25 protein-coding genes are annotated in these 24,272 nt (G+C 71.4%); 10 read left to right on the top strand and 15 right to left on the bottom strand.

The window, feature by feature from the left end; all coding sequences use genetic code 11:
• Positions 1–10: 10 nt before the first annotated feature.
• Both AB0P08_RS15195 and AB0P08_RS15190 read right to left on the bottom strand, forming a co-directional pair.
• Entirely contained in the window at positions 11–700 is a 690-nt protein-coding gene (locus AB0P08_RS15195) for a GNAT family N-acetyltransferase (RefSeq protein ID WP_363590404.1), read from the bottom strand.
• A 48-nt stretch (positions 701–748) separates the two neighbouring features.
• Positions 749–1,369: a hypothetical protein gene (locus tag AB0P08_RS15190; protein WP_363590403.1), complete on the bottom strand. Its 621-nt coding sequence runs from the start codon at positions 1,367–1,369 to the stop codon at positions 749–751.
• A gap of 55 nt (positions 1,370–1,424) precedes the next feature.
• On the opposite strand from AB0P08_RS15190, the gene AB0P08_RS15185 reads away from it, so the two are divergent.
• Complete coding sequence (locus AB0P08_RS15185) at positions 1,425–2,867, top strand: MFS transporter (protein WP_363590402.1); 1,443 nt, start codon at positions 1,425–1,427, stop codon at positions 2,865–2,867.
• A gap of 124 nt (positions 2,868–2,991) precedes the next feature.
• On the opposite strand, the gene AB0P08_RS15180 is transcribed toward AB0P08_RS15185, so the two are convergent.
• The 4 genes from AB0P08_RS15180 to AB0P08_RS15165 all read right to left on the bottom strand — a co-directional run bounded on the left by AB0P08_RS15180 (position 2,992) and on the right by AB0P08_RS15165 (position 7,200).
• Positions 2,992–3,390: a hypothetical protein gene (locus tag AB0P08_RS15180; RefSeq protein ID WP_363590401.1), complete on the bottom strand. Its 399-nt coding sequence runs from the start codon at positions 3,388–3,390 to the stop codon at positions 2,992–2,994.
• A 155-nt stretch (positions 3,391–3,545) separates the two neighbouring features.
• On the bottom strand, positions 3,546–4,511 hold the full coding sequence (locus AB0P08_RS15175) for a serine hydrolase (RefSeq protein WP_187662577.1): 966 nt from the start codon (positions 4,509–4,511) through the stop codon (positions 3,546–3,548).
• 112 nt (positions 4,512–4,623) lie between these two features.
• Positions 4,624–6,609: a M13 family metallopeptidase gene (locus AB0P08_RS15170; RefSeq protein WP_363590400.1), complete on the bottom strand. Its 1,986-nt coding sequence runs from the start codon at positions 6,607–6,609 to the stop codon at positions 4,624–4,626.
• A gap of 45 nt (positions 6,610–6,654) precedes the next feature.
• Positions 6,655–7,200 (bottom strand): DnaJ family domain-containing protein, encoded by a 546-nt coding sequence (locus tag AB0P08_RS15165; protein WP_363590399.1) that lies wholly within the window; start codon positions 7,198–7,200, stop codon positions 6,655–6,657.
• 94 nt (positions 7,201–7,294) lie between these two features.
• Between AB0P08_RS15165 and AB0P08_RS15160 the strand changes: the two genes are divergently transcribed.
• Together AB0P08_RS15160 and AB0P08_RS15155 are read left to right on the top strand one after the other, a co-directional pair.
• The gene (locus AB0P08_RS15160; protein WP_259953875.1) at positions 7,295–8,617 is read left to right on the top strand and encodes an MATE family efflux transporter; all 1,323 of its coding nucleotides are present in this window, start codon (positions 7,295–7,297) and stop codon (positions 8,615–8,617) included.
• A 119-nt stretch (positions 8,618–8,736) separates the two neighbouring features.
• Positions 8,737–9,075, top strand: coding sequence for a hypothetical protein (locus AB0P08_RS15155; protein ID WP_363590398.1), 339 nt, complete (start codon positions 8,737–8,739; stop codon positions 9,073–9,075).
• Between the two features lie 22 nt (positions 9,076–9,097).
• Here the strand turns inward: AB0P08_RS15155 and AB0P08_RS15150 are convergent, their stop codons facing one another.
• On the bottom strand, positions 9,098–9,763 hold the full coding sequence (locus AB0P08_RS15150; RefSeq protein WP_363590397.1) for a TrmH family RNA methyltransferase: 666 nt from the start codon (positions 9,761–9,763) through the stop codon (positions 9,098–9,100).
• Positions 9,764–9,868: 105 nt separating this feature from the next.
• On the opposite strand from AB0P08_RS15150, the gene AB0P08_RS15145 reads away from it, so the two are divergent.
• The 6 genes from AB0P08_RS15145 to AB0P08_RS15120 all read left to right on the top strand — a co-directional run bounded on the left by AB0P08_RS15145 (position 9,869) and on the right by AB0P08_RS15120 (position 13,786).
• On the top strand, positions 9,869–11,152 hold the full coding sequence (locus tag AB0P08_RS15145) for an Nramp family divalent metal transporter (RefSeq protein WP_363590396.1): 1,284 nt from the start codon (positions 9,869–9,871) through the stop codon (positions 11,150–11,152).
• A 20-nt stretch (positions 11,153–11,172) separates the two neighbouring features.
• On the top strand, positions 11,173–11,472 hold the full coding sequence (locus AB0P08_RS15140; protein WP_136052938.1) for a hypothetical protein: 300 nt from the start codon (positions 11,173–11,175) through the stop codon (positions 11,470–11,472).
• Positions 11,473–11,516: 44 nt separating this feature from the next.
• Positions 11,517–12,149 (top strand): metal-dependent transcriptional regulator, encoded by a 633-nt coding sequence (locus tag AB0P08_RS15135; RefSeq protein WP_259953869.1) that lies wholly within the window; start codon positions 11,517–11,519, stop codon positions 12,147–12,149.
• A 95-nt stretch (positions 12,150–12,244) separates the two neighbouring features.
• Positions 12,245–13,054, top strand: a complete 810-nt coding sequence (locus tag AB0P08_RS15130; protein WP_025104898.1) for an HAD-IIA family hydrolase — start codon at positions 12,245–12,247, stop codon at positions 13,052–13,054.
• 1 nt (position 13,055) lies between these two features.
• Entirely contained in the window at positions 13,056–13,625 is a 570-nt protein-coding gene (locus AB0P08_RS15125; protein WP_363590395.1) for a YdeI/OmpD-associated family protein, read from the top strand.
• On the top strand, positions 13,622–13,786 hold the full coding sequence (locus AB0P08_RS15120) for a hypothetical protein (protein WP_259953864.1): 165 nt from the start codon (positions 13,622–13,624) through the stop codon (positions 13,784–13,786). The genes AB0P08_RS15125 and AB0P08_RS15120 overlap by 4 nt, the downstream gene beginning before the upstream one ends.
• Before the next feature lie 21 nt (positions 13,787–13,807).
• On the opposite strand, the gene AB0P08_RS15115 is transcribed toward AB0P08_RS15120, so the two are convergent.
• From AB0P08_RS15115 to AB0P08_RS15080, 8 genes are all read right to left on the bottom strand, one after another.
• Positions 13,808–15,439, bottom strand: coding sequence for an ABC transporter ATP-binding protein (locus AB0P08_RS15115; RefSeq protein WP_363590394.1), 1,632 nt, complete (start codon positions 15,437–15,439; stop codon positions 13,808–13,810).
• On the bottom strand, positions 15,436–16,518 hold the full coding sequence (locus AB0P08_RS15110) for a serine hydrolase domain-containing protein (protein WP_363590393.1): 1,083 nt from the start codon (positions 16,516–16,518) through the stop codon (positions 15,436–15,438). The genes AB0P08_RS15115 and AB0P08_RS15110 overlap by 4 nt, the downstream gene beginning before the upstream one ends.
• Positions 16,515–17,642: an enolase C-terminal domain-like protein gene (locus AB0P08_RS15105; protein WP_363590392.1), complete on the bottom strand. Its 1,128-nt coding sequence runs from the start codon at positions 17,640–17,642 to the stop codon at positions 16,515–16,517. Before AB0P08_RS15105 ends, AB0P08_RS15110 begins: the two co-directional genes overlap by 4 nt.
• On the bottom strand, positions 17,639–18,829 hold the full coding sequence (locus tag AB0P08_RS15100; RefSeq protein ID WP_363590391.1) for an anhydro-N-acetylmuramic acid kinase: 1,191 nt from the start codon (positions 18,827–18,829) through the stop codon (positions 17,639–17,641). Before AB0P08_RS15100 ends, AB0P08_RS15105 begins: the two co-directional genes overlap by 4 nt.
• The gene (gene murQ / locus AB0P08_RS15095) at positions 18,829–19,734 is read right to left on the bottom strand and encodes an N-acetylmuramic acid 6-phosphate etherase (protein ID WP_363590390.1); all 906 of its coding nucleotides are present in this window, start codon (positions 19,732–19,734) and stop codon (positions 18,829–18,831) included. Before murQ ends, AB0P08_RS15100 begins: the two co-directional genes overlap by 1 nt.
• Positions 19,731–20,618 (bottom strand): ABC transporter permease, encoded by an 888-nt coding sequence (locus tag AB0P08_RS15090; RefSeq protein WP_363590389.1) that lies wholly within the window; start codon positions 20,616–20,618, stop codon positions 19,731–19,733. Before AB0P08_RS15090 ends, murQ begins: the two co-directional genes overlap by 4 nt.
• Entirely contained in the window at positions 20,615–21,586 is a 972-nt protein-coding gene (locus AB0P08_RS15085; protein ID WP_187662594.1) for an ABC transporter permease, read from the bottom strand. Before AB0P08_RS15085 ends, AB0P08_RS15090 begins: the two co-directional genes overlap by 4 nt.
• Positions 21,587–21,653: 67 nt before the next feature.
• Positions 21,654–23,204, bottom strand: a complete 1,551-nt coding sequence (locus AB0P08_RS15080) for an ABC transporter substrate-binding protein (protein WP_025104907.1) — start codon at positions 23,202–23,204, stop codon at positions 21,654–21,656.
• Between the two features lie 165 nt (positions 23,205–23,369).
• Between AB0P08_RS15080 and AB0P08_RS15075 the strand changes: the two genes are divergently transcribed.
• Entirely contained in the window at positions 23,370–24,272 is a 903-nt protein-coding gene (locus AB0P08_RS15075; RefSeq protein ID WP_363590388.1) for a MurR/RpiR family transcriptional regulator, read from the top strand.

Below are 24,272 nucleotides of genomic sequence, written 5' to 3'. Positions count from 1 at the left end.
GCGCCGCCGATCACGCGGTGAAGAGGTAGCCCCGACCGGCCTCGAAGCCGCCGATCGTGAGACCGCTGCCGAGCAGGCCCTCCATCTGCGCGCGCAGGCGCAGCCGCCACTCGTGCGCGGCCGCGGGGTCGGACTCCCGCATGCCCTCGATGTCGTCCGGGATCTCCAGCGTCTCGACGACCGCATCGTCCGCCGGGGGCTTTGCGATGTCCGCGAGGGCCCACTCGACGTCGAGGCGGTCGCTCTCGTCGCCCGCATCGCCGCCGCCGAAGATGCCGTAGCGGTTCACCGAGTAGCCCGTGGCGCGGGCGCCGAGGACGGTGAGGAAGAAGTGCGCGTTGCGGGCGACCAGCGGGTCGAAGGTCCACGTGATGCGGCCGACCTCGCGGGAGAAGGCCCACTGCCGCTGGTGCTCCTTGAGCTCCCGCCCCCATCCGCGCCCTCGGTACTCGGGCAGCAGGGCCGTGATGTGCGAGTGCATGGCACGGCGGGCCGGTTCGCCGAAGAAGGCGATCGAGGCGCCGACCATGCGCTCCTCGTCGCCCTCGACGTCGAAGAAGCCGACGACGTAGTTGCCCGACTGCTGCAGGGCGCGCAGGGTCCCGGCGTCCACCACGCGCTGCGGACCCCGGATGGAGTCGAGCAGGCTCTGGGCGTCGAGGATGAGTTCAACGGTGTCGAGATCGCGGATGGTTCGCACGATCCCAGTCTGCCCCTCCTCCGCCCGTTCGCGGAAACCGACCCCGGGTCACCGGTGCGGAAAGGCCTGTCCCCCGCCCGCGGCGAGCGCCTCCGCGACGATGCGGAGGTGGTCCTCGGCCATCTCCGCCGGCAGCGGCGGCAGGATCCCGTCCCAGAACGCGAGCACCGCGCCGCGTCCCTGCATCATGCCGGCCGGACGGCCCAGCGCCCACATGTGCATGTGCGCGGAGCCGTCATTCCAGCGGCCGAAGTGACAGCGGGCGACGCCGGGGATGCTCTTGACCGCCTCCGACACGCGCTGCATCAGCGGTCCGAGAGCGGCGAGCACCTCCTGCGGGGCGTTCTCGAGGAGCCAGTGCTCACGCGGCGCGACCCCGCCGATGAACGGCAGGCCGCCGACATCCCACCCGGCACGCACCTGCCAGAGGTCGTCGTGCCAGATGGTGTGCACGCTCGGACCGCAGTGGCCGCACTCGGCCGGGTCCCGCTCGCCGGCTCGGGGTTCCTCCGGCACGAGCATCGGCTCCAGCGGTCGCATCGTGATGCTCTCGAACGCCCAGGGCAGGCCTTCCGCGAGCGCCGAGGCGTCGAGCACCTCTCCGATCGGGAGCCGTCGGTGGTACGCGGAGTCGGCGGGGTGCTGCACGGGCGCGGAGTCGTCGGTCATCCGGCCATGCAACCACATCGGCCCTCCCCTCCGGGAACGCCGATAGCCTGAGCCGGTGGGTGCGAACGACGACAGAGCCAGGAAACGCCTCTCCCGTACCCCTCCGCGGTGGGCGGTCATCGCCGTGCTCGCGTTCGCGGGCCTGTGCTCGTCGTTCATGTTCACCCTCGTCGTGCCGCTGCAGGCCGAGCTGCCGCAGCTGCTGAACTCCTCCCGCGAGGACACCACCTGGGTGGTCACGATCACCCTGCTCGTGGCCGCCGTCGCGACCCCCATCTCCGGCCGTCTCGGCGACATGTACGGCAAGCGTCGCGTCGTCATCGTGCTCCTCGCGATCCTCATCGTGGGCTCGGTCATCGCCGCGCTCTCCGGATCGATCGTCGGCGTGATCATAGGCCGCGCCCTCCAGGGGGCCGTGACCGGCGTCGTCCCCCTCGGCATCGCCATCATGCGCGACGTGCTGCCGCCTGAGCGCCTCGGCACCGCGGTGGCCCTGATGAGCGCGACCATGGGCGTCGGCGGGGCGATCGGCATGCCCGTCGCCGCACTGCTCGCCGAGAACGCCGACTGGCACATGCTGTTCTGGCTCGCCGCCGCCCTCGGAGTCCTCGGGCTGCTGCTGGTGCTCGCCGTGGTGCCGGAGGACGTGCTCCGCTCCCCCGGCCGCCTCGACGTGCTCGGGGCCATCGGACTCGCGATCGGCCTCACGGGCCTGCTGCTGTTCGTGTCGCGCGGCGCCGAGTGGGGCTGGACGGCACCGCTCACCCTCGTCTGCGTGATCGGCGGCGTCGCGGTGCTGCTGCTGTGGGGCTGGTATCAGCTCCGCGCGAAGGATCCGCTGCTCGACCTGCGGGTCGCCGCTCGGCCCGCCGTCCTCTTCACGAACATCGCCGCGATCGGCATGGGCTTCGCCCTGTTCGCCTCCAACGTCACCTTCCCGCAGATGCTGGAGATGCCGGCGGTGGGCGGCGCCGGGTTCGGGCTCGACATGGTGGCCGCCTCGCTCGTGATCATGCCGGCGGGTCTGGTCATGATGGTGATCTCACCGCTGTCCGGATGGCTGGAGCGCACCGTGGGGCCGCGTCCGCTCTTCACCGTCGGCGCCATCGCGATCGTGCTCGCCTACGTCTTCGTGCTGCTGTGGTCGACCGAGGTGTGGCACATCTTCGTCGCCAACATCTTCATCGGCGTCGGAATCGGGTTCACCTTCGCCGCGATGCCCATGATCATCATGCGCTCCGTGCCCGCGAACGAGACCGGGGCGTCGAACGGGCTCAACGCGCTGTTCCGCTCCGTGGGCACCTCGACGGCCTCGGCCGTGATGGGCGGGGTGCTCGCGGCGATGAGCGTCGACGTCGGAGGCGTGGCCGTGCCGACGCGGACGGCGTTCGAGGTGTGCTTCTGGCTCGCGATCGCCGCCGGCATCGTGGCCGTGGTCCTGTCGCTGTTCATCCCGCGGCGGCGCGCCACGGAGCAGCACCCGTCGCTCCCGGGCTGACTCGCGCGGGGTCGGGGATTCGCGCCGGTCCGGGATTCGCGCGAGGTCGGATAATCGCGCGAGGTCGCAAGGATTCCCGCAAGATGTGCGACGTGCGGCGGATCTGCGACGTGCGGGCCGAGTCTCAGCGGGAGATCGTGCGCGGGTCCGGGTCATCGGCGCGCGGCGGCCGCAGCCGGGAGGGAAGCGGCCACGGCAGAGTGAACCGTGCGGTCGCGGGTCGGGTCATGTCCCCGAAGTCGTCGACCTTCACGACGATGCGCCCCGGCACGCCCTCTTCGTCCGGCGTGACCTCGAGGATGCGCACCCGCAGCGGGCGGTCGTCCTCTCCCTCGAGCATCCACGGATCAGCGAGCCAGCCGATGCCGTGCTCCTCCAGCGCTGCCTCCGCGTCGAGCCACTCGCCCGGGCCGGAGACCCTGCGCCCGAGGACATCGACGGCGACCCAGTCCTCGCCCTCCGGATGGATCCAGCCGAGCAGCTCGCCGTCGTCGCGGCGGTGCGGGGTCCAGGCATGAGGCATGCCCCGATGCTAGCCCGTGCCCCGCGCGATCAGGCGAGCGCCACCTCAGGCTCTCGCGCCGCATCAGGCGAGCACGCGACATCAAGCTGGCTGCGCCCCTGGGCGCCTGATGCCACGCGGATGCCTGCGTTGACGCGCGGGGCAGGCGTGCGGAGTCAGTGCGTGTACTCCATGAGCTCGACCCCGAGCACGCGGAAGGCGTCGTGCGCACGGAGGCGGTGGCTGATCGAGAGGTCGTCGAAGCACACGATCATCGAGTAGGCGACACCGGCCCGCGGCCCCGCGAGCACACCGGCCTCGGCGCGCACCCCCCGATCGCGGCCGGTCTTGTTCACGAACAGCAGGCCGTGGGCATCGTGCTCGTGTGCGAAGGGGTCGAGCCCCGTCGAGGCGGCCACGAGACTGAGGTCCTGGTTGAGGCTGAGCCACTCCGACACCTGGGCGCTGACTGCGGCATCCACCACCTGGGAGTTGACGAGCGCGGAGAACAGACCCGCGAGCTCGCGCGCCGACCCCACGGCGACCTGCGGGGCGTCGTCCGGACCGCGGCGGTCGCGGAACCGGTCGAGCAGGGCGGTGCGCCGCAGACCCAGTTCCTCGATGCGCTCGCGCACCCGGTCATGCCCCACCTTCTGCAGCAGGATGTTCACGGCGATCGGATCTCCGGCGGTGGCGGCCAGCACGGCGAGATCCTCCAGCGGCAGCGCCGGTGCGCGCAGATGCCGCCACAGGCCGGAGCTCTCCACGGCTTCGACGCTCGAGCGCTCGACGATCTCGAGAGGGTCGAGGGCGCCGGACTCGAACGCCGCCGCCACCTCGATGAGCAGGGGGACCACACCGAGCCCCGCGACGGGCATCGTGACGTGGTCGTCCCCCGCCAGCACGTGCACATGGGAGTCGAGGTCGACCACGTGCACCGACACCTGTGCCCCGGCGTTCGCCAGGCCTTCGAGAGCCTTCAGCGTCGACGTGAACGACCGCCGACCGACGGCCACGCGACGCGGCAGCCGGCGGGCTCCCGGCCGCTGCGAACGGCGACCGCTGGCCGACTCGGGCGCGCTCCCGGACGCTCCGGGAGCCGAGGCGTTCCGGAACGCGTCACCAGGGTCGGTCGCACCCACGCGTGGTCCTTCAGGAGGGGGAGGGATACTGCGCTTCCGGGAAGGGGCGCCCCGGCGGCAGGGCTATCGTAACCCCACCGCCGGGGCGCGTCTCACAGAGTGCGGAGGTTCGTCACCAGATGGTCACCCGGGAAGACTCCGGAAGCCATAGGGCGTCCTTCTCGGTGACCCCGAAGGCCTCGTAGAACGCGTCGATGTTGCGGACGATCTGGTTGCACCGGAACTCGTTGGGCGAGTGCGGGTCGATGGTCAGCAGACGCAGCGTCTCGGCGTCCCGGCTCTTCTGCTGCCAGACCTGCGCCCACGACAGGAGCAGCCGCTGCACACCGGTGTAGCCGTCGATGACCGGGCCTTCGACAGGCTCGGCCACCGCGGGATCCGCACGCAGCGACAGCTCATACGCCTTCAGCGCGATGCCGAGCCCGCCCAGATCGCCGATGTTCTCGCCGATGGTGAGAGCGCCGTTCACGTGATGCTCGGCGTCCAGCCCCTCCGGCACGAGGGCGTCGTACTGGGCGATGAGCTCTTTCGTGCGCTCCTCGAAGGCGGCGCGGTCGGCATCGGTCCACCAGTCCTGCAGGCGCCCCTCGCCGTCGTACCGGCTGCCCTGGTCGTCGAAGCCATGGCCGATCTCATGCCCGATGACCGCGCCGATCCCGCCGTAGTTCGCCGCCGCGTCGCGCCCCGCGTCGAAGAAGGGGTACTGGAGGATGGCCGCGGGGAACACGATCTCGTTCATCGAGGGGTTGTAGTAGGCGTTCACCATCTGCGGCGGCATGTGCCACTCGGTGCGGTCGATCGGCTTCCCGACCTTGTCGATGTTGCGGTCGTGCTCGAAGATCGCCGCGCGGCGCACGTTGCCGAGGAGGTCGGCCGGGTCGATCACGAGGGCCGAGTAGTCCCGCCACACCTCCGGGTGCCCGATCTTCGGCGTGAAGGCGTCCAGCTTCGCGAGCGCACGCTGCCGGGTCTCGGCGGTCATCCACTCCAGCGTCTCGATGCTCTGCCGGTACGCCTCGACGAGGTTCGCGACGAGCTCGTCCATGGCGGCCTTCGCCGTCGGCGGGTAGTGCCGCTCGACGTAGACCTTGCCGATCGCCTCGCCGAGCGCCCCCTCGGTGACCGACACGCCCCGCTTCCAGCGCTCGCGGATCGTGGGAACGCCGGTGAGCTGGGTGCCGTAGAACGAGAAGTTCTCCTGCACGAGCTCGTCGGTGAGGTAGGGCGCCGCCGCGTGCACGACCTTCGCACGCAGCCAGGCCTTCCAGTCGTCCAGCCGCTCGGGAGTGAGCAGGCCGCCCAGCCCTTCGAAGAAGCTCGGCTGCGCGACGACGACCTCGTCGAACGCCCGCGGGTTCGTCGGCGTCACGGCCTCGCGCCACGGGGTGAGGTCGACGCCGGCGAGGGCCTGGAGCTCGTCCCACGTCTTGAGGTTGTAGGTCGCCACCGCGTCACGGCTGCGCACGTTGTCCCAGTGGTGCCCGGCGAGCTCGGTGTCCAGGGCGATGGAGCGCTCGGCCTGCGCGGCGGCATCGGCGACACCGGCGAGAGCGAGCAGGCGCTCGAGGTGCTCCCGGTACGCCGCGCGGGTCTCTGCGAAGGTGTCGAGACGGAAGTAGCTCTCGTCCGGCAGCGAGAGTCCGGCCTGCACGAGCACCGGGAGGTAGCGCTCCGGGTTCCCGGGGTCGCCGTCGACGTAGAGGCCGATGACCGCCGCCCGGCCCTCCCGGTCGTAGGCGCCCACGGTGCGGAGGAAGGCCGGGATGCCGTCGATCGCGTCGATCTCGGCGAACGTCTCGGCCAGCGGGGTCACACCGGCGGCGGCGACGCGATCGGTGTCCATGAAGCTCGCGAAGAGGTCGCCGATCTTGCGGGCGAGAGTCCCCTCCTCCGCCTCCTGCGACTCCTCGACGATCGCGCGCACATCCTTCTCGGCCTGCTCGGCCAGCAGATGGAAGGAGCCCCAGCGCGCCTTGTCCCCGGGGATCTCGGTGCGAGCGATCCAGGCGCCGTTCACGTGACGGTAGAGATCGTCCTGCGGGCGGATGTCGGGGCTGAGGTCGTCGAGCGCGAGGCCCGCGGGAAGCACATCGGTCATGCGCTCCAGCCTATGGCCGGGGTCCCCCACGGTGTCCAGAAGAGGTCAGTCCCGGCGTCGGCGGCCGAAGCGTCGGCGCGTGGATGGCGCTTCGGCAGGGGCGGGCCGCGTCGCGCGGCGTTCCGCCCACGCGGCGACCTCGGCATCGACGTCGCGCAGCGGTGTCACGACGGGTGGCCCGCCCTGCAGCTGCCTGCGCGCCTCGCGCACGCGGCGGTTGAAGTCCTCGAGCACCTCACGGACGTCGGATTCTCTGCCGAGGAGGTCGAGCTGGCCGTCGAGCTCCCGGTCCTCGGTGCGCAGCAGGATCGCGGGAGGACCGAGCCCGGTCAGCCTCTCCGTCTCGATCTTCCGACGGATCCACCAGTCCGGGTCGTGGTGGTCTCCGAGCCCTTCGAGCGGCTTCCCGGCGCCCGGCAGGTCGTCGAAGTCGCCGCGACGGATGGCGACCTGGATGGCGGACTCGACGAAGGCGGCTCGATCGACCGCCGCCGCCGCGGACGGGGTGCCGATCTCGCCGTCGTCCTCAGCACCACCACCCTGCTGCCGTCGGGCCCGATAACGCGCGGCCGCCTCCCGGGGATCCGTCATGATGCGCCTCCGTCCGCTCGGAGCTCCTCCTTCACCCTACGTCCGGTCGAGGCCGGAGGTCTCGGGGGTCGACGACAGGTCATAGGCTCGGAGGATGGCCGCCCGCACCTCCCTGAACCGCGAGATCCTGCGCCTGGCCGTCCCCGCGCTCGGCGCCCTCATCGCGGAGCCGGCCTTCCTCATCGTCGACGCCGCCCTCGTCGGCCACCTCGGCACCGTCCCCCTCGCCGGACTCGGCATCGCCGGAGCCGTGCTGCAGACGATCGTCGGCCTCATGGTGTTCCTCGCGTACTCCACCACCCCCGCGGTCGCGCGTCGGTTCGGGGCCGGGCGTCCGGGAGAGGCGGTCTCGGTCGGGATCAACGGCATGTGGCTCGCGCTCGGCCTGGGTGCCGTGCTCGCCGTCGTCGGCGCTGTGTCCTCCCCCTGGCTCGTCTCCCTGTTCGGGGCGAGCCCCGAGGTCGCGGCCCAGGCGAACGAGTACCTCGTGATCTCGATGTGGGGTCTCCCCGCGATGCTCATCGTGTTCGCCGCCACCGGTCTCCTGCGTGGGATGCAGGACACCATGACGCCGCTGTGGATCGCGGGACTCGGCTTCGCGGCGAACGCCCTGCTGAACTGGCTCTTCATCTACGGACTCGGCTGGGGCATCGCCGGCTCCGCGGCGGGCACCGTGACGGCGCAGTGGGGGATGGTCGCGGCGTACGCGCTCGTGGTCCGGCGTCTCGCGACCCGGCACAGCGCCTCGTTGCGTGCCCAGCGGGACGGTCTGCGCCACACCGCGACGTCGGGCGGGTGGCTGTTCCTCCGCACCGTGAGCCTGCGCGTCGCCCTGCTCGCGACCGTGGCCGTGGCGACGGGGATCGGCACCGAGGAGCTCGCCGGCTGGCAGATCGTGTTCACCATCTTCTCGGCGGCGGCGTTCGCGCTCGACGCGCTCGCGATCGCCGCGCAGGCGCTGATCGGCAAGGAGCTGGGCGCCGGGGACGAGGAGCAGGTTCGCCGCGTGCTGGCGCGGACGGTCGCATGGGGGGCCTGGTTCGGGGTCGTGGTCGGCGCCGTCATCGCCGCCCTCTCCGGGGTGCTCGGCATCGTCTTCACCGGCGACCGGGCCGTGGCGGAGGTGGTGCAGCCGGCCCTGCTCGTGCTCGCGGTGGCGCAGCCGATCGCGGGCGTGGTGTTCGTGCTCGACGGCGTGCTCATGGGGGCCGACGACGCCCGGTACCTGGCGATCGCGGGCGGTCTGAACCTCGTGCCGTTCCTCCCCGCCCTGGGCATCATCGCCGCGACGGGGATCGACGGCACCGCCGGCCTGGTGTGGCTGGCCGTCGCGTTCTTCGGGGTGTACCTGCTCGCACGGCTGGCGACGCTGGGGTGGCGAGTGCGCTCCGGGCGATGGCTCGCCGCGTCCGCATAAGTCCTCCACAACCGACGGAGAGGACGACTTATCCCCCGCCGCCGGGCAGAGCGGAATACAGCACCCCGCACCCCTCGCGCTTCCGACGAACATGGAGCGACACTGAAGGGATGCTGGGGATGAACGACGCACAGGTATGGACGACGATCGGAGTCCTTGCCACGGGTATGTACGCCACGATCACTCTCATGGCGACCATGTTCGTGAGGATCATCAAGACGGAGATCGGCACGGTTCGCACCGAGATCGGTGGGATCAAAGGCGTGATCGGCGGGATCAAGGGCGAGATCGGCGGGATCAAGGGCGAGATCGTCGGGATCAAGGGTGAGATCGTCGGTGTGAAAGCCGAGATCGGGGATCTCCGGAAGGAGGTGCACGGCCTGAGCCGGCGCATGGACGGCCTCGACCGCGACGTCAGCGCGATCTCGCGACACCTGTTCGGTATCGATCCGGCCTGACGGAGCCGACCGGCCGCGCTGGTCACGCCGCGTGGCGACGGCACCACTCGTACATGATGACGGCGGCGGCGGCACTCGCGTTGATCGAGCGGGTCGAGCCGTACTGCGTGATCTCGATGTGACCCGAGGCGGCCGCCAATGCCTCCGGGGACAGCCCGGGCCCCTCCTGCCCGAAGAGGAGGACGCAGGAGCGCGGCAGGTCGGCACGGTCCACCGGCACGGCTCCGTCGAGGTTGTCGATCGCGATGACGGGCAGCCCTTCCGCCGCGGCCCAGGCGGCGAACGCGGCGATGTCCTCGTGGTGCACGACATGCTGGTAGCGGTCGGTCACCATGGCGCCCCGCTTGTTCCAGCGACGGCGACCGATGATGTGCACCGTGTCGGCGAGGAACGCGTTGGCGCTGCGCACGATGGAACCGATGTTCATGTCGTGCTGCCAGTTCTCGATCGCGACGTGGAACGGATGACGCCGCGTGTCGAGGTCGGCGACGATCGCCTCCATGCGCCAGTAGCGGTAGCGGTCGATCACGTTTCGCGTGTCGCCCTCCGCGAGGAGTTCCGGATCGTACTGGTCTCCCTGCGGCCAGGCCGACGGTCCTCCCGGCCAGGGTCCGACGCCGTATCCGGGCTGCGCCGGAGACCCACCGGGGGCGGTCGGGTCCGAGCTCTCGGGGCGCTGCGCATCCATCCCGCCAGGCTATCGCCGTGTCGGCCGACTCCCCGTCGGCGAAGAGATCGCCAGAAGCATCTCGCAGATATTTAGGCACACCGAAAAATAGGCTACGGTTTCGGTGTGCCTAAAAGTTCCGACGCCTCGCTGACCCCCGCTCGCACCGCTTCGCCGCGCCTGCTGTGGCTGCTGGGACCGGCGCTCGTGGCGGGTGTCGCCTACCTCGACCCCGGCAACGTCGCCAGCAACATGACCGCGGGGGCGCAGTACGGCTACCTGCTCGTGTGGGTGGTCGTCGCCGGCAATGTGATGGCCTGGCTGATCCAGTACCTGTCCGCGAAGCTCGGCGTCGTCACCGGCCAGAGCCTTCCGGAGGTGCTGGGCCAGCGGCTGCGCCGCCCCTGGGCCCGCCGTGCCTACTGGCTGCAGGCCGAGCTGGTCGCGATGGCGACGGACCTCGCCGAGGTCATCGGCGGCGCCGTCGCCCTGAACCTGCTGTTCGGCGTCCCCTTGCTATGGGGCGGCCTCATCACCGGCGCGGTGTCGATGGTCCTGCTCGCCGTGCAGAGCCGTCGCGGCGCCCGGCCCTTCGAGTTCGTGATCATCGGCCTCATGTTCGTGATCACGATCGGCTTCATGGCCGGTCTCTTCCTCGCGCCGCCGGATCCGGCCGGCGTGGCGAGCGGCCTCGTGCCGCGCTTCGAGGACACGGGGTCCGTGCTCCTCGCCGCCTCGATCCTCGGCGCGACGATCATGCCGCACGCGATCTACGCGCACTCCTCCCTGGCCCGCGACCGGTTCGGTGCGACGAGCGCCGAGACGACCGAGGAGGCCGCCCGGGTCGAGACCTCGCGGATCCGCCGCCTCCTCACGGCGACGCGCTGGGATGTGACGATCGCCATGGTCATCGCGGGCTCCGTGAACCTCGGCATCCTCCTGCTCGCGGCGGCGAACCTCGCGGGGGTCGCGGGGACCGACTCGCTGGAGGGTGCGCACGCCGCCCTCGCCGCAGGCCTCGGCCCGGTCGTGGCGACCTTCTTCGCCGTGGGGCTGCTCGCCTCGGGTCTCGCCTCGACCTCCGTCGGCGCATACGCGGGCGCCGAGATCATGCACGGCCTGCTGCACGTGCGCATCCCCCTGCTGGCCCGGCGCCTGGTGACGCTCATCCCCGCGCTGGTGATCCTCGGCATCGGGGTGGACCCGACGCTCGCCCTCGTCCTCAGCCAGGTCGTGCTGTCGTTCGGTATCCCGTTCGCGCTGATCCCTCTCGTCGCCCTCACCGCGCAGCGCCGGACACTGGGCGCGTGGGTCAACCGGGTGTGGACGACGGTCGCCGGCGTCGTGGCCTCGGTGCTCCTCATCGCCCTGAACGGCGCCCTGCTCTGGCTGGTGCTGACGGGGGCATGACGGCGGATAGGCTCGACACCATGTCTGCCGCCTCCGCCCGTCGCACCGTCCGCCTCCTCACCTGGAGCGGCTTCGCGACCGGCGTCATCGGCGGTCTGCTCATCGCGTTCCCGAAGGTCATCGGCCCCGCCAGCCCCTGGGTCCAGCTCGCCCTCGGCGTCGCGACCCTGGTCTTCGCCTTCCGTGCCCGCAAGGTGGGCATCGCCGAGGTGGAGGGCTTCGACGGGCGCCTGTCGCTCGCCGCCGCCCTCCTGGGGTTCCTCGTCCTGTTCTTCGCGGGGCAGGCGGCCGTGATCCTGCTCGGCTCCGCGAGCGCCTGACCCAGGCCGCGAGGCAGCCCGACCCGAACGCGTAAGGTTGATGGGTGGCATCCCCGGCAGCTGACGACTACCTGAAGACCGTCTACGCACACACCGAGTGGCAGGATGCGCCGATCACCCCCTCGGTCCTGGCCGCCAAGCTCGGCATCGCGCCGTCGTCGGTCACGGAGATGGTGAAGAAGCTCGCCGCGGCGGGACTCGTGTCGCACGTGCCGTACGGAGCGGTCCGGCTGACGGAGGCCGGGACCACCCGCGCCCTCGCGATGGTCCGCCGCCACCGCCTCATCGAGACCTGGCTCGTGCAGGAGTTCGGGTACGGGTGGGACGAGGTGCACGACGAGGCCGAGGTGCTGGAGCACACCATCAGCGACCGGCTGCTCGAGGGCATCGACGAGCGCCTGGGGCGGCCGCGCTTCGACCCGCACGGAGACGCCATCCCGGACGCGGAGGGCCGCATCGAACGGGTGCCCTTCGTCCTGCTCGCCGATGCCCCGGAAGGACACACCGGCCGCGTGCTCCGCGTCGACGACCGCGACCCGGAGCTCCTGCGGACCCTGGAGGCCCAGGGCCTCACCGTCGGCACGACCGTGACGGTGACGCCGTTCGGCATCGCCCTCGACGGCACCGAGCCGCCGTTGCCCGCCGCCGCCCGCGACGTGGTGTGGTTGTCGGCCTGACTCCCGCTTCGAATCGCGCACTTTGCGGCAAATCGGCCGGGGATGGGGCCAATCAGGCGATCCGAAAGGAAAGGTGGGGCCTCTAGGCTGAGCACATGGCACACCGTGACGACATCGAATGCTGGCTCACCGACATGGACGGCGTGCTCGTCCATGAGAACGACGCCATCCCCGGGGCCTCCGAACTCCTCGCCGGATGGGAGCGGAACGAGATCCCCTACCTCGTGCTCACGAACAACTCGATCTTCACCGCCCGCGACCTCTCCGCCCGCCTGCGCGCGAGCGGCCTGATCGTGCCGGAGGAGCGCATCTGGACCTCGGCGCTCGCGACCGCCGACTTCCTCGCGCAGCAGCTCCCCGGCGGCTCCGCGTTCGTCATCGGCGAGGCCGGCATCCTCACCGCGCTGCACGAGGCCGGCTTCATCATGACCGAGACGAACCCCGACTTCGTCGTCGTCGGCGAGACCCGCAACTACTCGTTCGAGGCCATCACGAAGGCCATCCGCCACATCATCAACGGCTCGCGCTTCATCGTGACCAACCCTGACGCCACCGGCCCCAGCGCCGACGGGGTGCTGCCGGCCACGGGAGCGATCGCCGCCCTCATCACCAAGGCCACCGGCAAGGAGCCCTACGTCGTCGGCAAGCCCAACCCGATGATGTTCCGCTCGGCCCTCAACAAGATCGGCGCGCACTCGAAGAAGACCGGCATGATCGGCGACCGGATGGACACGGACATCGTCGCCGGCATCGAGGCGGGTCTGCACACGGTGCTCGTGCTCACGGGCATCAGCGACCAGCGGATCATCGAGCAGTACCCCTTCCGGCCGGATGAGATCGTCGACTCGGTCGCCGACCTGCTGCCGACCATCACCGACTCGATCCCCACCCTCGACGAGGACTGACGTGGGCGCCCTCGACGACGGCGAGCGGGTCACGGCGGCGGATGCCGCGGCCTGGCGCGCCTGGCTCGAGGCGAACCACGAACGCACGGCCGGGGTGTGGCTGCTGAGCGTCCGCGGGCGATCCACCACCGGCGTCGGCTACGAGGACGCCGTCCGGCAGGCCCTCTGCTTCGGGTGGATCGACGGCCCGGTGCGCACGTTCGACGACGAGACCGGCGGCCAGTGGTTCTCCCCTCGACGGCCGGGGAGCGGCTGGGCGGCGACGAACAAGGCGCGCATCGCGGAGCTGGAGGCCGCGGGGCTCCTCGCCCCTGCCGGAATCCGCGCGCTGGAGACGGCGAAGGCGAACGGTTCGTGGACCGTGCTCGACGGCCCGGAGGCCGGCATCGAGCCCCCGGAGCTCACCGCCGCCCTCGACGCGGTGCCGGCGGCGAGGGCCACCTGGGATGCGTTCCCGAAGTCGGTGAAGAAGTTCGGCCTCACGCACATCGCGATGGCCAAGCGCGCCGAGACCAAGGCCGCCCGCATCGCGAAGATCGTGGCGGATGCCGCGGAGGGGAAGCGCCCATGAACCAGAGCGACCTGCTGTTCCTCGTCCTGATCCTCATCACGCTCACGTCGCTGGTCGTGTTCGTGGTGCAGTTCGTGCGCTCCCGCCGCCGCGGCGGCGAGGACGACGGCCGCGCCGGCTGGTGGGAAGGCCCCTGGGACGACGACGACCGCCGGCGCTGAGCCGACGGCCGCCTGGACGTCTCAGGAGGCGAGCGACGCCCCGGGGATCGCGGCGAGCAACTCCCGGGTGTACGGGTGCTGCGGCGTGTCGAAGATGCTCTCCGGGGTGCCGCTCTCGACCACGACGCCGCGCTGCATGACGTGCACCTCGTCGGAGATCATGCGCACGACGGCGAGGTCGTGGCTGATGAAGAGGTAGCTGAGCCCGAGGCGCTTCTGCAGGTCGGCGAGGAGGTCGAGGATCTGCGCCTGCACCAGCACGTCGAGCGCGGAGACCGCCTCGTCCAGCACGACGAGCTCGGGCTCCAGGGCCAGGGCGCGGGCGATCGCGACACGCTGCCGCTGTCCGCCGGAGAGCTCGTGCGGCAGCCGCTCGGCCATGGCCGCGGGCAGGGCGACCTGCTCCAGGAGCTCCAGGACGCGGGCGTGCCGGGAGGCCGCGGTGCCGATCCGGTGCACGCGCAGCGGCTCGGCGATCGACTGCTCCACGGTGTACCGCGGGTCGAGCGAGGCGTAGGGGTTCTGGAAGACGGGCTGGACGCGGCGGCGCAGCGCGAAGAGCTCCGTGCGACGGAGGGTCGTCAGGTCGGTGCCGTCGAAGAGGATGGACCCGGAGGTCGCATCCTCCAGTCCCAGCACCATGTTCGCCGTGGTGGACTTGCCGGAACCCGACTCGCCCACGATGGACACGGTCGTGCCGCGGCGGATCGAGAAGCTCACGCCGTCGACCGCCGTGAAGGTCTGCGGCTCCCCGGCCTTCGCGTTCCGGAGCGGGAACTCCTTGCGCAGGTCGCGGATCTCGACGAAGGGCACGGCGTCGGCGGCGATCTCGCGTGAGGGCAGGGCGTCGCGGCGGGACGCCAGGCTCGGCGCGGCCGCGAGCAGCTGCCGGGTGTACTCGTGCTGCGGGTTCCCCAGGACCTGCGCCGAGGTCCCCTCCTCGACGACACGGCCGCGGAACATCACGACGATCCGGTCGGCGCGCTCGGCGGCGAGAGCGAGATCGTGGGTGATGAGGAACACCGCGGTGCCCAGCTCGTCGGTCAGCTGATCGAGCTGGTCGAGGATCCGCCGCTGCACGGTGACGTCGAGCGCCGAGGTGGGCTCGTCGGCGATGAGCAGCCGCGGTTTGCAGGCGAGTCCCATCGCGATGAGCACGCGCTGCCGCATGCCGCCGGAGAACTCGTGGGGATACTGGGTCGCCCGGCGGGCGGCATCGGGGATCCCGACCATCTCCAGAAGCTCGACCACGCGGGCCTTCGTCGCGTCGCCGCTGGTATGCCCGTGGACTTCGAGCGCCTCCCCGATCTGCTCGCCGACGCGCATGAGGGGATTGAGGTTCGACATCGGGTCCTGCGGCACGAGGCCGATGCCGGCCCCGCGGAGGGACACCATCGCGTTCTCGGGGAGGTCGGTGAGCTCGCGGCCGTCGAACCGGATGCTGCCCGCGGTGATGACGCCGTTCTCGGGCAGCAGACGGTTGACCGCAGCCGCCGTGGTGGATTTCCCGGAGCCGGACTCGCCGACCACGGCGACCGTCTCCCCGGCGGCGATGTCGATCGAGATGTCGCTGATGGCGGTGACCAGCTCGGAGCCGGTCCGGAAGGCGACCGCGAGGCCGTCGATGCTCAGCACGGGCGGAGTGGTGCTCATGGGGTACTCGTTCCTTCGGGGTCCAGGAGTGCGGGCAGCGCTGCGCGCCAGAGGGTCTCGGTGGGGGCGACCTCGCTCGCGAACAGCCGGTTCGCGAGCAGGACGACGGCGGTTCCGGTGGCGGGGACCACGCCCAGGGCGCAGCCGGTGTATCCGGGGTGCCAGAGCATCCGGACCGGTCGTCCGCCCGCGGTGACGGTGTCGCTGCGCCAGCCGAGCGCCTGACCGGGGTCGGGGCCGTCGCGGAACAGCTCGGCCACGAGTGCCGGGTCCCAGAGGTCCGGGTGCGCCTCGGCATCGGCGAGCGCGACGCCGAGAGCGAGCAGGTCGTCGACCGTGCCGAAGAGGCCGGCGTGCCCGGAGACGCCGCGCAGGGCGTGGAAGCAGTTGCCGTCGTTGACGACACCGGTGATCTCCCCCTCACGCCAGGGGAAGTGCCGACGAGAGGTGAGGATCGGGTAGGGCGTGCCGGTGGCGACCATGCGTCGCTCGGCGGCATCCCCGTCGCCCGCGGATGACGCGACCGGACCGGAGACGGGCCCGTAGCCCGTGCGTGTGAGGCCGAGGGGCTCGGTCACGAGCTCGCGCACGGCGGCGTCGAGGGAGAGGCCGGTCGCGGCGGCGACGATGCGGCCGAGGATCAGGAAGCCCAGGTCGGAGTAGTGCCGTCCGTCGCCCACGCCGTAGCGGAGCGGGAGGGCATCTGCGGCGGCCGCGCCGTCGGCGTGCGTGCCGTCGAGGTACAGCGGCTGCCATTCCCACAGTCCCGCCCGGTGCAGCAGCAGATGGCGCACGGTGGTCCCTGGTGCGCAGGCGGTGCCGGGGACGAAACGGTCGACCGGATCGTCGAGTCGGAGGTCGCCCCGGGAGGCCAGCCGGAGGATAGCGGTGGTGGTCCCGGCGACCTTGGTGACCGAGGCGAGGTCGAACGCGGTGTCCGTCGTGACCGGCGTCCCCGCGAGGTCGGCGAAACCGCCGGCGGCCGTGTCCCGGCTCGTGCGGGTGGCGACACCGGCGACGGCTCCCCGCGACGCGGTCGGCCCAGCGAGGACGGCGGCGATCGCCTCGGCGGCGCTCATACGAGAACCCCCGTCCGGGAGCGGTCGAGCAGCACCTCGGCATCGGGGGCGATCCCGGTGATCCCCAGTCCTGCGGCCGGGGCGAGGGTGAGCCACTCCGCGTCGGCGGTGAGCCCTCCGGTCACCGGGGAGCGGCGCAGCCACGATGCCGCGTCGAGGTCGTGAACGACGTCCGGAGCGACGGCGGCGGCGAGATGCGCCGCGGCGGCCACACCCACGTGCGACTCCATCATGCAGCCCACGACGACGCCGAGGCCGGCGGAACGGGCGGCCTGCACGCAGGCGAGCGCCTCGCTGAGCCCGCCGGTCTTGGCGAGCTTGACGTTCACGAGCCCGGCAGCCCCGCGCGCGGCGATGTCGCGGACATCCTGCGCGGTGCGGACGGACTCGTCCGCCATGATCGGGGTGTCGACGGCGGCGGTCACCACCGCCAGCGCGTCGAGGTCGCGCGCGGCGACGGGCTGCTCGACGAGCTCGAGACCCACGCCGGCGTCCTCCGCCGCCCGGATGACGCGGATCGCGGTCCCGGCGTCCCACGCCTGGTTCGCGTCCACGCGCAGGGCGATGTCGCCGCCGACGGCGGCACGGACGGCCTGGAGCCCCGAGACCGTGTCGTGGTCCTGGGACGCCTTGACCTTGAGGCAGCGGAATCCCGCCGCCGCATGTTCGACGGCGGTCGCGGCCAGCGCGGCCGGCTCCGCCACCGACAGCGTCATGTCGGTGCGGATGCGCGCGGACGCGTCTCCGTCCGGGGCGAGCGTCTGTGCGAGCGGCTCGTCTCGGTGCTGCGCGGTGAGGTCGGCGAGCGCGCACGCCACCGCGCTGCGTGCGGCGGCGTTGCCCCAGGCGGCCGCGGCGAGGGCGTCCGGCAGCCCGGGATCGTCGACCGAGCGCCCGAGCACGGCGTCGGCGAGGGGACCGGCGACCACAGCCGCCACGCTCTCGGGGCTCTCGCCGGTGACGCGCCAGCTCGTCGCGGCCTCCCCGTATCCGCGGCGGCCGTCGGCGTCGGTCACCTCCACGAGCACGACGTCGAGGTGGGCCGTGCGACGGACGGCCGTGACGAAGGGGCGGGCCAGCGGCGAAGGCACCCGCAGCACGCGTATCCGTTCGACGACGGTCACGATCCCGCCGCCTCCGTGAGGGTGAGGGAGTCGATGGCCGCCACCGGCTCGGGCATCTGCAGCGGGCCGGCACCGGGCGTGATCGTGCCGAGGATGCGCGGCTCGCGCGCCCCCGTCCCGCCGGGGACGATGGCGGGGACACCGTGCAGGGTCGACCAGCCGATGAGCGCGAGGAGGATGGCCTCCTTGCTGTCGGCGGGGGCGCCGAGCTCGTCGGCCAGCACGACCTCGGTCTGCGGCAGCGCGGTCCGCAGCCCCTCCAGGAGCAGCGGGTTGCGGCAGCCGCCGCCGGACACCGCGAGGAACCCGATCCCGGCGGCCTCGACGTCGCGGGCGACCGTGCGGACCGTGAGCTCGGTGAGCGTGCGCACGACGTCGGGGACCGCGATCTCGCGTCCCTGCGCCGCGAGGTGCTCGTTCACGTAGGCGAGGTGGAAGTGCTCCTTGCCGGTGCTCTTGGGCGGAGTGAGGGCGTAGTAGGGGTCCGCGAGCATGGCGTCCAGCAGCGCCTCGTCGACCCGTCCGGTCCGGGCGATCGCCGCATCGTCGTCATAGCCGAGCGGGTTGAGGTCGTGCGCGACGATGACCGCGTCGACCAGCGCGTTCGCGGGGCCGATGTCGTAGGCGACGAGGCCGTCCGGGCGGACGACGGTCATGTTCGAGATGCCGCCGAGGTTCAGCGCCGCCGAGACGCCGGCGCGACCGCGGAGCAGCAGCTCGTCGAGGAACGACACGAGCGGCGCGCCGTGGCCGCCCGCGGTGATGTCACGGATGCGGATGTCGGAGACGACCGGCACACCGGTCCTCTCCGCGATCCAGGCGGGCTGCCCGATCTGCAGCGTCCCCAGCGCGTGCGCGCCGTCGACCCAGTGGTACACGGTCTGGCCGTGCGAGCACACCGCGTCGACGCCGCCGACCTCCGCCGCGATGTCGGCCGCCACCTCGGCGAACGCCTGCCCGATGAGGGTGTCGAGTTCGGCCACCTCGGCCAGGGTGGTCTGCGCCGGGGGCAGCGCGGCGATGAGGCGTGCCCGCAGCTCGGGATCGTAGGGGATGCTCGTGGAGGCGAGCACCGTGCCCCGGAGGTCGACGCCGTGCGCCGTGAAGCCCCCGTTGGTGGCGAAGTCGACGACGGCGGCGTCGATCCCGTCGTGCGAAGTGCCGGAGATCAGTCCCAGGACGCGCATCAGTTCTCCTCCAGTGCGGTGCGCAGACGGCCGCCTGCTGCCGCGAGTCGGTCGGTGGCCGCGGCGAGGTCCTCCCCGCGGCGGATCATGATCGAGGCGAGCTTCACATCCCACCCGGAGCTCTCCAGCGCGGCGGCCGCCGTGTCGCGATCGACAGCGGCGATCGTCCGCACCATGCGGATCGCCCGCTCGCGGAGCTTGTGGTTCGTGGCCTTCACGTCGACCATCAGGTTGCCGTAGGCCTTGCCGTTCCGGACCATCGCGATGGTCGAGAACATGTTCAGCACGAGCTTCTGCGCCGTGCCGGACTTCAGTCGCGTGGAGCCGGAGAGCACCTCGGGGCCGACCTCGACCTCGATGCCGTGCTCCGCGGTCGCGCTCAGCACGGTGCCGGTATTGCATGACAGACCGATGCTGAGCGCCCCGCGCTCACGCGCCCGCCGGACGGCCGCGATGACATAGGGCGTGCGACCACTGGACGCGATGCCGATCACGGTGTCGAGCGGGCCGATGCCGGTCTCGTCGATCGCGGCGGCGCCGGCGTCGGCGTCGTCCTCCGCGCCCTCGACGGGGTTCACGATCGCGCCGGGACCGCCCGCCATGATCGCGAACACGAGCTCCGGCGGCGTGCTGAACGTGGGCGGGCATTCGGAGGCGTCGAGCACCCCGATGCGCCCGGGGGTGCCGGCGCCCACGTACACCAGGCGCCCGCCCTGCGCCATGCGCGCGGCCGTCTGCTCGATCGCCGGGACGATCTGCGGGAGAGCGCGCTGCACGGCCGCGGGCACGGTGGCGTCGGCCTCGTTCATGGTCTGCGCGAGCTCGGCCACGCTCATCTGGTCGAGGCGGGCGTACCGGGGATCGCTCGCCTCGGTGGCGAGGGCGCCGAGGTCTTCCGCGATCATCGCTTGCCCCGGTTCCGCGGATCGAGGCTGTCGCGCAGCCCGTCGCCCAGCAGGTTCAGGCCGACGACGAGGAGCACGACGACCACGCCGGGAGCGATCATGGTCCACGGGGCGATGGTCACGAGGGTCCGCGCCTCGAAGATCATGGAGCCGAGCGACGGCGCGGGCGGCGGGGTCCCGAGTCCGAGGAAGCTCAGCGACGCCTCCGTCAGCACCGCCCACGAGAGCGACAGCGTGACCTGCACGATGATGATCGAGGTGATGTTCGGCAGCACGTGGCGGAACATGGTCGCCATCCGCGCCTGACCGGTGCTCTTGGCCGCCTTGACGTACTCCACCTCGCGCAGCGACAGCACGGGGCCGCGGGTCACGCGGATGAAGATCGGCACGTAGACGATGGCGATGGCCACGGCGATCGTGAACCAGTTGCGGTCGAACACCGACGCGAGCGACAGGGCGAGGAGCAGCGGCGGGAACGCGAACAGCACATTGGTGACCGCGGTGATCGCTCCGTCGGAGAAGCCGCGGTAGAAGCCGGCGATGAGTCCGCAGACCGTGCCGACCACGGTCGCGAACGCCACGGCGACCACGGAGATGAGGGCCGAGTTGGCGACGCCGGCAGCCACCCGGGAGAACACGTCGCGGCCGAACTGGTCGGTCCCGAACCAGTGCACCGCGGACGGCGGCTGCAGCCGGGACGGCGGGTCCTGCGCGAGCGGGTCGAACGGCAGCAGGCCGAACGCCGAGACGAGGCTCAGCACCGCGAGCAGCACGACGATGATGAGGCCGGCGAGACCGCTGCGGCTGCGCAGCAGGAGACGCACGCGCTCCATCGTGCGCCCGCCGCCGGGAGCGAGGGCCGGGGTCTGAGAGATGTCGGTCATGCGGCACGCACCCGGGGATCGATGACCCGGTAGAGCAGGTCGGTGAGCAGGTTGACGATGACGAAGGCGAGCGCGATCACCAGGACGGTGCTCTGCACGAGCGCGTACTCCTTCTGCTGGATGCCGAGCAGCACCTGGCGCCCGATGCCGGGGAGCGAGAAGATCTGCTCCACCACGACCGCCCCGCCCAGCAGGTAGCCGAACTGCAGACCGGTCATCGTGACGATCGGGACCAGGGCGTTGCCGAGCACGTGACGCACCTGCAGCCGACGCGGGGGCACGCCCTTCGCCCTGGCGGTGCGGATGAAGTCGTTGGCGCGGATCTCCAGGACCGCGGTGCGGGTGGTGCGCATGATGGGCGCGGCGATGCCGAAGCCGAGCACGATCGACGGCAGGAGCATCTGCTGGAGGTTCAGGGCCGGATCGTCGAAGAGCCGCGCGTAGCCCTGGCCGTTCGGGTTGAAGCCGAGCGACTGCGCGAGGATCGCGAGCAGCGCCGTGCCGAGCAGGAACGCGGGGATGGAGAGGCCGGCGAGACCGACGACCTGGCCGACGCCGTCACGCAGCGAGTCGGGCTTCGAGGCGGACAGCATGCCGAGCGGGATGCCGATGGCGAGCGCGATGACGATCGAGAAGATCGCGAGCTCGAAGGTGACCGGCAGCGCGGCGGCGGTGAGCTCGAGCACGCTGGTCTGGGCCCGGGAGGAGAAGCCGAGGTTGCCGGTGAAGATGTTGCCGAGCCAGGAGAAGAACTGCACGATGAGCGGCTGGTCGAGCCCGTAGTACGCCTCGAGCGCGGCACGCTGCGCCGGGGTGAGGGCCGCCGCCTCGGTGCCGAGGCCGGAGCTGATCTGGTCGCCGGGGATGGCGCGCAGCATCAGGAAGACGAAGACGGCGACGCCGAAGAGGGTGCCGAGGGCTGCGAGGATGCGTCGCAGCACGCTGTTGCGGAGGAGCTGTCTGAACATGCGCGTGGGTGGGGTGCCTGTCGTCGGGGAGGCGAGGGGGCGCGGACGTCCGCGCCCCCTCGTTCCACTACTGGATGGAGGTGGTCCGCAGGTACTGCAGCGAGCCGTTCGCCATCGGGGTGAAGCCGTCGACGGTCGAGGCCGTCGCGGTGTAGGTGTAGCTGGTGAACAGCCAGATCCAGGCGGCGTTGTCCTCGAGGTTCTCGGAGACCTGCGCGTAGATGTCCTTGCGCTTCTCCGGGTCGGCCGTCTCGCGTCCCTCGGCGAAGAGCGCGTCGAGCTCGGGCGAGGAGTACCCCGCGACCTGGTTCAGGTTGCCGGTGCTGGTGAAGTAACGGCCGTACATGCCGTCCGGGTCCGGGCGTCCGCCGTTGAGGGCGACCGCGGCGTCGAAGTCGGCCGCGATCCAGCGGTCCACGAACGCGCCGGACTCGAGCACCTCGAGGTCGAGCGTGATGTTCGCGTCGGCGAGCTGCGCCTTGAGGTTCTGCGCCTCGTTGACGGAGGTGGCGTACTCGCCCTGGGACACGATCGTCTTGACGGTGACGCCGTCCTCCTTGCCGGCCTTCTTCAGGTACTCGGCCGCCTTGTCGAGGTCACGCTCGGGGCACGGGCGCGCGTCGGGGTCGGACTTGAACGCGGGAGAGGTGATCGGACCGGTGACCTCGCCCTCGCCGAGCGCGGCGGTGTCGAGCACCTCCTGACGGTCGATCGCGCACTGCATCGCGAGGCGCACGTTCACGTCGGCGAGGTCGCCGCGCTGCGCGTTCAGCTGCAGGGCGTGGTAGCTGAGCTGCGGGGTGGTGGCGACTTCGACGTTCGCGCCCTCGGCCGTCTGCGCGACGAGCGGGTCGTCGAACACGGCCAGCTGCACGTTGCCGGACTGCATCGCCGAGACGATGGACGACTCGTCGGGGATCACGCGGAACTCGACGGTGTCGAGCAGCGCGGTGTCGCCCCAGTAGTCCTCGTTCTTGGCCAGGGTGAGCGACTGGCTCGCCTTCCGGTCCTCCAGCACGAACGGGCCGGTGCCGTTCGGGGTGGTGTTGAGCGCCTCCTCGGTGTCGTCCGACGAGAGCATCGCCATGTTGATGACGGCGAGGTTCGCGGGCAGCGCGGCATCGGGGGCACTGAGGGTGAGGGTGACGGTGCTCTCGTCGGTGGCCTCGACGGCGGCGACCGAGGCGAGGGAGCTCGCGGCCACGGCAGCGGTCGCCTCATCGGCGATCGCGTCCAGCGAGTACTTCACGTCGGCGGAGTCGAAGGCGCTGCCGTCCGCGAACGTGACGCCCTCGCGGAGGTGGAGGGTGACCGTGAGGCCGTCCTCGGAGACGTCCCACGACTCGGCGAGACCGGGGACGACGTTGAGCTCCTCGTCGAACTCGGTCAGCGTGCCGTACAGGTTCTGCAGGACGTTGACCGCCTGGAACTGGGTGGCCTTCCACGGGAAGAGGGTGTCGGGATCGCTCGTGACGCCGATGACCAGGTCGCCGCCGGCGGATCCGGATCCGGTGTCGGACGGGTTCGACGCCGGTGCGGAACACCCGGTGATGACGAGCGCCGCGGCGAGGCCCGTGGCGGTGAGGGCGCCGAGAGACGCCCACCGTGCTGTGCTCATTGCTGTTTCCTCCTGGCTGGGACCGCGTCGCCCTGGCTCGGATCAGGCGGTGCTGCCTGATGCCCCGCGAACATCGTCGGTCTGGGTAAGTACCAAAAGTACACGAAAGTACCTACGCGTGTAACAGAAGTTCCTCTAGTGTTATGAACACCGATCGGAGACCCCATGCCCCACGATGCCGCCCGCGACGATGCCGGCACCCACCTCGTGCTCGTGCGGATGCGCGCCCTCCGCCCCGAACTCCGTCCGAGCGAACAGCGCATCGCCGACCTGTTCCTCGCCGACCCCGCCGGAACCGCGGGGCTCTCCGTCGCGGAGCTCGCGCACCGCTGCGACACCTCGACCACGTCCGTCGTGCGGTTCTGCAAACGACTCGGGTACGAGCATGTGCGCGAGCTGCGCAACCACGTGCTGCGGGAGGTCGAGCGCGAGACGTTCGACACCGCCGCGCTCCCCGCCGTGTCCGGCGACATCGACCGCAACGACACCCTCGCCGACATCGTCGCGAAGGTGTCGCTCGCCGAGACGCTCTCCCTCGCCGACACCGCCAAGGTGCTCGACACCGACGCGCTCCGCGCCACGGTCGAGGCGATCACCTCCTCCTCCCGGGTGGACATCTTCGGCGTGGGGGCGAGCTCCATCGTCGGGCTCGACCTCCAGCGCAAGCTCACCCGGATCGGGCGGACGGCGTTGGAGTGGTCCGACCCGCACGCCGCCTGGACCTCGGCCGCCACCCTCGGGCCGGGGAACGTCGCGATCGCCGTCTCGCACACGGGCGCCACGACCGACACCATCGAGTTCCTCCTGCTCGCCCGGCAGGCGGGCGCGACGACCATCGCCATCACCAACCATGCCGGCTCCCCGCTCGCCGGTCAGGCCGACATCGTGCTGACCACCGCCGCGCGCGAGACGGGCTTCCGCTCTGGGGCCCTGGGCAGCCGGATCGCCCAGCTCATGGTCGTCGACTGCATCTTCATCGGGGTCGCGCAGTCCAACTACGATCGCTCGATGGAGGCCCTCCGCGACACCTTCGCCGCCGTGCATCACGTGCGCGCGGGCGGTGCCTGA

Source organism: Microbacterium meiriae, from assembly GCF_040686935.1.
GTDB lineage: Bacteria > Actinomycetota > Actinomycetes > Actinomycetales > Microbacteriaceae > Microbacterium > Microbacterium meiriae.
This window is presented reverse-complemented; position numbering and strand designations above follow the sequence as displayed.